6 protein-coding genes are annotated in these 6,644 nt (G+C 73.4%); 4 read left to right on the forward strand and 2 right to left on the reverse strand.

Annotated elements, in window-relative coordinates:
• Positions 1-302 precede the first annotated feature (302 nt).
• On the reverse strand, positions 303-764 hold the full coding sequence (locus WD341_RS08190) for a hypothetical protein (protein WP_368424951.1): 462 nt from the start codon (positions 762-764) through the stop codon (positions 303-305).
• Here WD341_RS08190 and WD341_RS08195 point away from each other — a divergent pair.
• From WD341_RS08195 to WD341_RS08205, 3 genes are all read left to right on the forward strand, one after another.
• A complete protein-coding gene (locus WD341_RS08195; protein ID WP_368424952.1) occupies positions 742-1,398 on the forward strand; it encodes an OmpA family protein in 657 nt (218 codons plus the stop codon). The two genes, WD341_RS08190 and WD341_RS08195, sit on opposite strands and share 23 nt — an antisense overlap.
• Before the next feature lie 115 nt (positions 1,399-1,513).
• Positions 1,514-2,680 carry a flagellar motor protein MotA gene (locus WD341_RS08200; RefSeq protein ID WP_368424953.1) on the forward strand — a complete coding sequence of 389 codons (1,167 nt, stop codon included), beginning with the start codon at positions 1,514-1,516 and terminating at the stop codon, positions 2,678-2,680.
• Complete coding sequence (locus WD341_RS08205; RefSeq protein WP_368424954.1) at positions 2,681-4,255, forward strand: peptidoglycan -binding protein; 1,575 nt, start codon at positions 2,681-2,683, stop codon at positions 4,253-4,255.
• Here WD341_RS08205 and WD341_RS08210 read toward each other — a convergent pair.
• Positions 4,236-6,095 (reverse strand): ABC transporter transmembrane domain-containing protein, encoded by a 1,860-nt coding sequence (locus tag WD341_RS08210; protein ID WP_368424955.1) that lies wholly within the window; start codon positions 6,093-6,095, stop codon positions 4,236-4,238. The genes WD341_RS08205 and WD341_RS08210 overlap by 20 nt on opposite strands.
• Positions 6,096-6,348: 253 nt before the next feature.
• Between WD341_RS08210 and rpmE the strand changes: the two genes are divergently transcribed.
• On the forward strand, positions 6,349-6,573 hold the full coding sequence (gene rpmE / locus WD341_RS08215) for a 50S ribosomal protein L31 (RefSeq protein ID WP_368424956.1): 225 nt from the start codon (positions 6,349-6,351) through the stop codon (positions 6,571-6,573).
• The last annotated feature ends 71 nt before the right edge of the window (positions 6,574-6,644 follow it).

The following is a 6,644-nucleotide window of genomic DNA, read 5'->3' on the forward strand; positions in this document are numbered from 1 at the left end:
TACGCCCAGTCGCCTTACAGCCAGGTGCCCTACGGGGCGCCGCCGGGCGCCGGCTACTATCCCGGCCAGCAGCCCGCCCCGAACGCGCCCTACCCGAGCCAGCCCAGCCCCTTTCCGCAGCCGACGGGGCCGCTGCTGTTCCCGCCGCAGCAGGCGCCGAGCTCCGAGTTCATCGCCCAGGCGCCGGCCTACGGCGGCTACCCGTCCCCGGGCCAGGGCGCGCTGCCACAGCTTCCCTACGGGGCTCAGCCGTATGGGGCTCAGCCCTACGGCGCCCAGCCGTACGGGGCCCCGGCGGGCCCCTACCAGTCGGTCCGGCCGACTCCGCAGATCGCGCCGCCGGTCATCGCCAGGGCACCCCAGCCCCCGGCGCCGCCCGTGGCGAGCCAACGACAGAGCCAGGTCGCCGACCAGCCGGCGCGGATCGGCGACGCGCCGCCGAGCCCGCCGGTCTCGCTGCGCTCCTCGACTCCCGCGGCGCGCCCGGCGCGGACCAGCGACTCGGCGGTGCTTTCGAGCACGGGCCGCAGCAGCGACTCGCCCACCACCGCCGCGCGGGTCGCGCCGCCACCCCCGCCGCCGCCGCCGGGCGGCACGAGCGCCTCGCGCAGCACGGCCGGCTCGGGCAGCTCGCCTGCCCGGGCGACCGCCACCGCGAGCCCGCCGCCCGCGGCGCCGAGCAGCAGCCGGTCGAGCGCGGCCACCGCCGCCGCCGACGAGAGCCCGCGCCAGGCGCCGCCGGTGCCGAGTGCAAGCGCACGCACCGCCCCCTCGGCCCCCTCCACCTCGGCGGCCTCCAGTCCGAGCCCGCGTGCTGCCGACGATTCCCGCGCTTCGGGGGACTCCGGCTCGGGGAGTTCCGGCGCCGCCTCGGCCCCGCCGCCGCCACCGCCTTCGCCCGCCGAGACCGCGACGGCCCCTGAGCCGAGCCCCTCCGCGGCGCCCGAGCCACCGGCCAGCGAGACCGAGACGGCGGCCGCCGAGCGAGCCCCCAGCGCGGCGCCCGAGACGCCCGCAGCGGCGACCCCAGCGCCGGCCGAGACGCAGCAGTCGGCCCTGCCGCCGGCCAGCGAGACGCCCTCTGAGGAGCAACTCGCGCAGGTCACCTTCGCCACCGATTCAGACGACCTTGATGCCGGCGGCCGCGAGCAGCTGGCCTCGGTCGTCGCCTACCTCGAGGCCAACCCCGACGCCCGCATCCAGCTGCTCGCCTACGCCGCCGGGTCGGACAGCGAGGTCCTCAAGGCGCGCCGGCTGTCGCTGGCCCGCGCCCTGTCGGTGCGGAAATTCCTGGTCGACGCCGGCATCGGCTCGCGACGCATGGACGTGCGCGCGCAGGGCAACAAGGTCGGAGAGGGGCCGGCCGACCGGGTCGACATCGTTTCGGCCCGCCGATGAGTCCCACCGGGCCGGCGGTGCCCGGGTTCCCGGGGGGCCCTCGCCGCCGCGGTTCCCCCTGGCGCGAGGCCCCCTGCCGCGCGTCCCTCCGCCCGGCAATGCAGCTTAGCCCCAGATGACCCGTCCCCAGACCTACCTGATCCGCATGCTGGTGTTCCTGGCGCTGGTGCTGGTCGCGGCGGCTTTCCTGGCGCCGCGCCTGGCCGACGCCTTCATGGCCAATGCGGTGCTGAACGGCATGATCCTGGGCGTCGCCCTGCTCGGCGTCGCCTACTCCTTCCGCCAGGTCCTGCTGCTGCGCAGCGAGATCGACTACCTGGAGCAGCTGAAGCAGGAGTCGAGCGGCGGCGTCATCGTCCCGGGCGCGGCCCGGGACCGCCGCGCGCCGCATCTGCTGGGGCCGATGGCCAAGATGCTGCGCGAGCGCAAGGGCCGGCTGACGCTCTCGGCGCTGTCGATGCGCACGCTGGTCGACGCGATCCGCTCGCGCATCGACGAGAGCCACGACATCTCGCGCTACCTGATCGGCCTGCTGATCTTCCTGGGCCTGCTCGGCACCTTCTGGGGCCTGATCGAGACGGTCGACGCGGTCGGCCGGACGATCGGCAGCCTGGCCGCGACCGGGGGCGACGCGGCCGGCATGTTCCAGCAGCTCCAGTCCGGCCTGTCCGAGCCGCTCGGCGGCATGGGCACGGCCTTCTCCTCCTCGCTGTTCGGCCTCGCCGGCTCCCTGGTGCTCGGCTTCCTGGAGTTGCAGGCGGGTCAGGCCCACAACCGTTTCATGAACGAGCTCGAGGAGTGGCTGTCGGGCATCACCCGCCTGTCGGGTGGCGGCCCGGCGGGCGCCGACGCCGAGGGCGGCTCGGTGCCGGCCTACCTCTCGGCGCTGCTCGAGCAGACCGCCGACAGCCTGGACGGCCTGCAGCGCACCATCGAGCGCGGCGAGGACGACCGCCGGGAGGCGAACCGGAACCTCACGCTGCTGACCGAGCGCATGAGCCTGATGACCGACCAGATGCGCACCGAGCAGGAGGTCCTGCGGCGCCTGGCCGAAACCCACAGCGCGCTGCGGCCGATTCTCGGCCAGCTCGCCGAAGCCAACTTCCAGTCCTCCGGGCTGGACGACGCGACCAAGGACCACATCCGCTCGATCAACATGAACCTCTCGCGGGTCGCCGGCGAGATGTCGGCCAACCGCGACCACACGGTCGAGCAGATCCGCAGCGAGATCCGCCTCCTGGCCCGCACGATCGCCGCCCTGGCGGAGGAAGCCGAGGGCTAGATGTACACGCTCGGGCGCTCCAGCCGGAACCGCAGCGTCAACATCTGGCCGGGCTTCGTCGACGGCCTTTCGACCCTGCTGATGGTCGTCATCTTCGTGCTCATGGTCTTCATGGTCGCGCAGTACTTCCTGTCGGTGGCCCTGACCGGCCGCGACCAGCAGCTCAGCAAGCTCGGCCGCGAGCTCCAGGAGGCCAGCCAGCTGCTGATCCTGGAGCGTGACGCCAATGCCGACCTGCGCATCAGCATCGCGCAGCTGTCCAGTGAGCTGCAGATCTCCCAGGAGACACGCGACGAGCTGCAGAGCGAGCTGCGCGCCCTGACCGACCGGCGCGCCCAGCTGAGCGACGAGCTGTCGGCGACAACCCGCGCGCGCGACAGCCTGGCCGAGCAGCTGGCGGCGCTGCGCGCCCGCAGCGAGGGTCGGGAGGACCAGCTGGCCGCCGCCCTCGAGACCGGGGACGCCCTGCGCACCCAGCTCCAGCAGGCGCGCTCGGTCACCGAGGAGCAGGCTCGCGATCTGCGCGAGGCCTACGCCACGATCGAGGCCGACAGGGAGACGATCGAGGCACGGCTGGGCGAGCTGGCGACCCTGCAGGAGCTGCGCGACCAGCTGCGTGGCCAGCTGCAGGAGGCCAGGGCGGTCAACGAGCAGCAGGCCGAGGAGCTGCGCCAGGTCTATGCGACGGTCGAGGCCGACCGGGAGACGATCGAGGCACAGCTCGCGGAGCTGGCGACGCTCCGGGAGCTGCGCGAGGAGCTCGACGGCGAGCTGCAGCGGCGCGAGCGCGCGCTGGCCGCTCTCGCCGAACGCTCCGAGGAGCTGGAGCAGGATCTCGACAGCAGCGTCGCCGAGCGCCGGGAGCTCGCCGACCAGCTGCGGATCATCGAGGAGCGGCTGACGGAATCCCAGGACTTCGCCCTCGATCAGCAGGCGCTGTCGGAGGAGGCCCGCCGCGAGATCCGCCTGCTCAACAGCCAGCTCGCCTCGCTGCGCCGCCGGCTCTCCGACCTGACCGGCCTGCTCGAGGCCAGCGAGGCCGAGAACGAGGCCAAGGAGGTGCAGATCCTCGACCTCGGCCAGCGGCTCAACGCGGCGCTCGCCACCAAGGTCCAGGAGCTGGCGCGCTACCGCTCGGAGTTCTTCGGACGGCTGCGCGAGATCCTCGGCGACAACCCGAACATCCGCATCGTCGGCGACCGTTTCGTGTTCCAGGCCGAGGTGCTGTTCCCGAGCGGCTCGGCGACCCTGGAGCCGGAGGGCCGCGAGCAGATCGCCCAGCTCGGCGAGCTGCTGCGCGACGTCGCCGCCCGCATCCCCTCGGACATCGACTGGGTGCTGCGCGTCGATGGCCACACCGACGACCGGCCGATCTCGACCTTCCTCTTCCCCTCGAACTGGGAGCTCTCCGCCGCTCGCGCCATCGAGGTCGTCAAGGTGCTGATCGACGAGGGCATCCCGCCGAACCGCCTGGCCGCGGCCGGCTTCGGCGAGTATCAGCCGATCGAGACCGGCCGCTCCGCGGAGGCCCTGCTGCGCAACCGCCGGATTGAGTTCAAGCTGACCGAGCGCTGACCGGCGGCGCCGGCGTCCGGGCGCCGGCTTCCGGCGGATGCTGGTCGAACTGCAGGGCCGCCAGGTGCGCGTAGAGCCCCGAGCCCTCGGCGCTCAGCTCCCGGTGGGTGCCCTGCTGGACGACCCGGCCGCGGTCGATGACGACGATGCGGTCGGCCTTCAGGACCGTGGCGAAGCGATGGGCGATGACCAGGGTGGTGCGCCCGACCATCAGCCGGTCGAGCGCCGCCTGGACGCGCCGCTCGCTCTCGGCGTCGAGCGCCGAGGTCGCCTCGTCGAGCAGCAGCACGGCTGGGTCGCGCAGGATCGCCCGGGCGATCGCGAGGCGCTGGCGCTGGCCGCCCGAAAGGCGCACGCCGCGCTCGCCCAGGAAGGTCGAGAAGCCCTTCGGCAGCTCCTCCAGGAAGTCCAGGCAGCCGGCGGCCTCGGCGGCCGCCCGCACCTCCTCGTTCCCGGCCTCGGGGCGGCCGTAGCGGATGTTCTCCCAGGCGTCGGCAGAGAAGATCACCGGTTCCTGGGGCACCAGGCCGATGCGCCGGCGCAGCTCGGTCGGCTCGGCCTGGCGCAGGTCGACGCCGTCGAGCAGCACGCGGCCGCCCTCCGGGTCGTAGAAGCGCAGCAGCAGCTGGAACACGGTGGTCTTGCCGGCGCCCGAGGGGCCGACCAGCGCGACCGTCTCGCCCGGCTTCACGGTCAGCTCGAAGGCCTCGAGCGCCGCCTGGTCGGGGCGCGCCGGGTAGTGGAAGGTCACCCGCTCGAAGGCGAGGCCGCCGAGCGGCGGGTCGGGCAGGGCGGTCGGCTTGGCGGGTGCGGCGATATCGGGCTCCGTCGCCTGCAGGTCGATCAGGCGCTCGGTCGCGCCGGCGGCGCGCTGCAGCTCGCCGAAGACTTCGCTGAGCGCCCCGACGGCACCGGCGACGACGACCGCGTAGAACACGAAGGCCGAGAGCTCGCCGCCGCTGAGCTCGCCGGCCAGGACGTCGCGGCCGCCGATCCACAGCACCGTGGCGACGGCGCCGAACACCAGCAGGATGACCAGGGCGGTCAGGGCGGCACGCGCGCGGATGCGCCGGACCGCGACCGCGAAGGCGGCCTCGGCACGCTCGGCGAAGCGCCGGCGGTCGACGGCCTCGTGGGTGAAGGCCTGGACGGTGCGGATGGCGACCAGCGATTCGTCGATGTAGGCGCCGAGGTCGGCGATCCGGTCCTGGCTGTCGCGCGACAGGCGGCGGACCTTGCGCCCGAAGACGAGGATCGGCAGCACCACCAGCGGCACGACCAGCAGTACCAGGCCGGTCAGCTTGGGCGAGGTGAAGAGCAGCAGCACGATGCCGCCGGCCAGCAGCAGCAGGTTGCGCAGGGCGATCGAAACCGAGGTGCCGACAACGACCTGCAGCAGCGAGGTGTCGGTGGTCAGGCGGGACAGGATCTCGCCGGTCCGGGTGGTCTCGTAGAAGCCGGGGGACAGGCCGAGCGTGTGGTCGAAGACCGCCTTGCGCAGGTCGGCGGCGACCCGCTCGCCGATCCAGGACACCATGTAGAAGCGGGCGTAGGAGGCGCCGGCGAGCAGCGCCACCGCCGCCAGCAGGGCGATCACCGCCTGGTCGAGCAGCGCCGCGTTGCCGGTCGCGAAGCCCTGGTCGACCAGCATGCGCAGGCCCGAGCCGAGCGCCAGCACGGTGGCCGCCGCCACGACGAGCGCGACGCAGGCCAGCCCGACCTGCAGCCGGTAGGGCTGCACGAAGCGCCAGAGATACAACAGGACCTTCAGGTCTCGGCTGGTCGGGCGGTCGGCAAGGATGCCGGCCTCCCCGGCCGCCGCTCCGCGCAGTTTTGCCATGGTGCCCCGAAAGCGGTCAGGCGCCTGACTAACCACAGCCGGGCGAGGCGGGGCAAGGGCTGCTTGCCGCGCCACGCCGCGCGACGCGCTTGCCTTGGCCGCCGGCCTCCGCTATACCGCGCGGCTTCCAGGGCCCGAACCCGCGGTGCCCGGCCATGGCCGGGCGCGCCCTTCGCGCAGCGGGCGGGCCCTCAAGACAGATGGCGATTTGCCGGCGCCTCCCGCGACGGCCGGCACCAGGAGCGAGCCCGCGATGAAGAAGGACATTCACCCGGAGTACCACGACATCCTCGTGGTCCAGACCGACGGCACCGAGATGAAGATGCGCTCGACCTACGGCAAGGAGGGCGACACGCTGCGTCTCGACATCGACACCAAGACCCATCCGGCCTGGACCGGCGTGCACCGCGTCTCCGACCGCGGCGGCCAGATGGCGAAGTTCAACAAGCGGTTCGCCGGCTTCGGCCTGAAGAAGTAGCGCGCCCTCTGGGGTGCGGTGCGGGGGGGCGGCGGGGGGATGCACGCCCGTATGGGCACTCCCTGGCCGAC

Origin of the sequence: Tistlia sp. (assembly GCF_040905785.1) — a bacterium.
In the GTDB taxonomy this organism is placed as follows: Bacteria; Pseudomonadota; Alphaproteobacteria; order Kiloniellales; family DSM-21159; genus Tistlia.

What these genes read in the sequence shown, in the direction of transcription:
- WD341_RS08200 (WP_368424953.1), top strand. Translation starts at nt 1,514, where the DNA reads ATGACCCGTCCCCAGACCTACCTGATCCGCATGCTGGTGTTCCTGGCG.
- WD341_RS08205 (WP_368424954.1), top strand. Translation starts at nt 2,681, where the DNA reads ATGTACACGCTCGGGCGCTCCAGCCGGAACCGCAGCGTCAACATCTGG.
- WD341_RS08210 (WP_368424955.1), bottom strand. Translation starts at nt 6,095, where the DNA reads ATGGCAAAACTGCGCGGAGCGGCGGCCGGGGAGGCCGGCATCCTTGCC.
- rpmE (WP_368424956.1), top strand. Translation starts at nt 6,349, where the DNA reads ATGAAGAAGGACATTCACCCGGAGTACCACGACATCCTCGTGGTCCAG.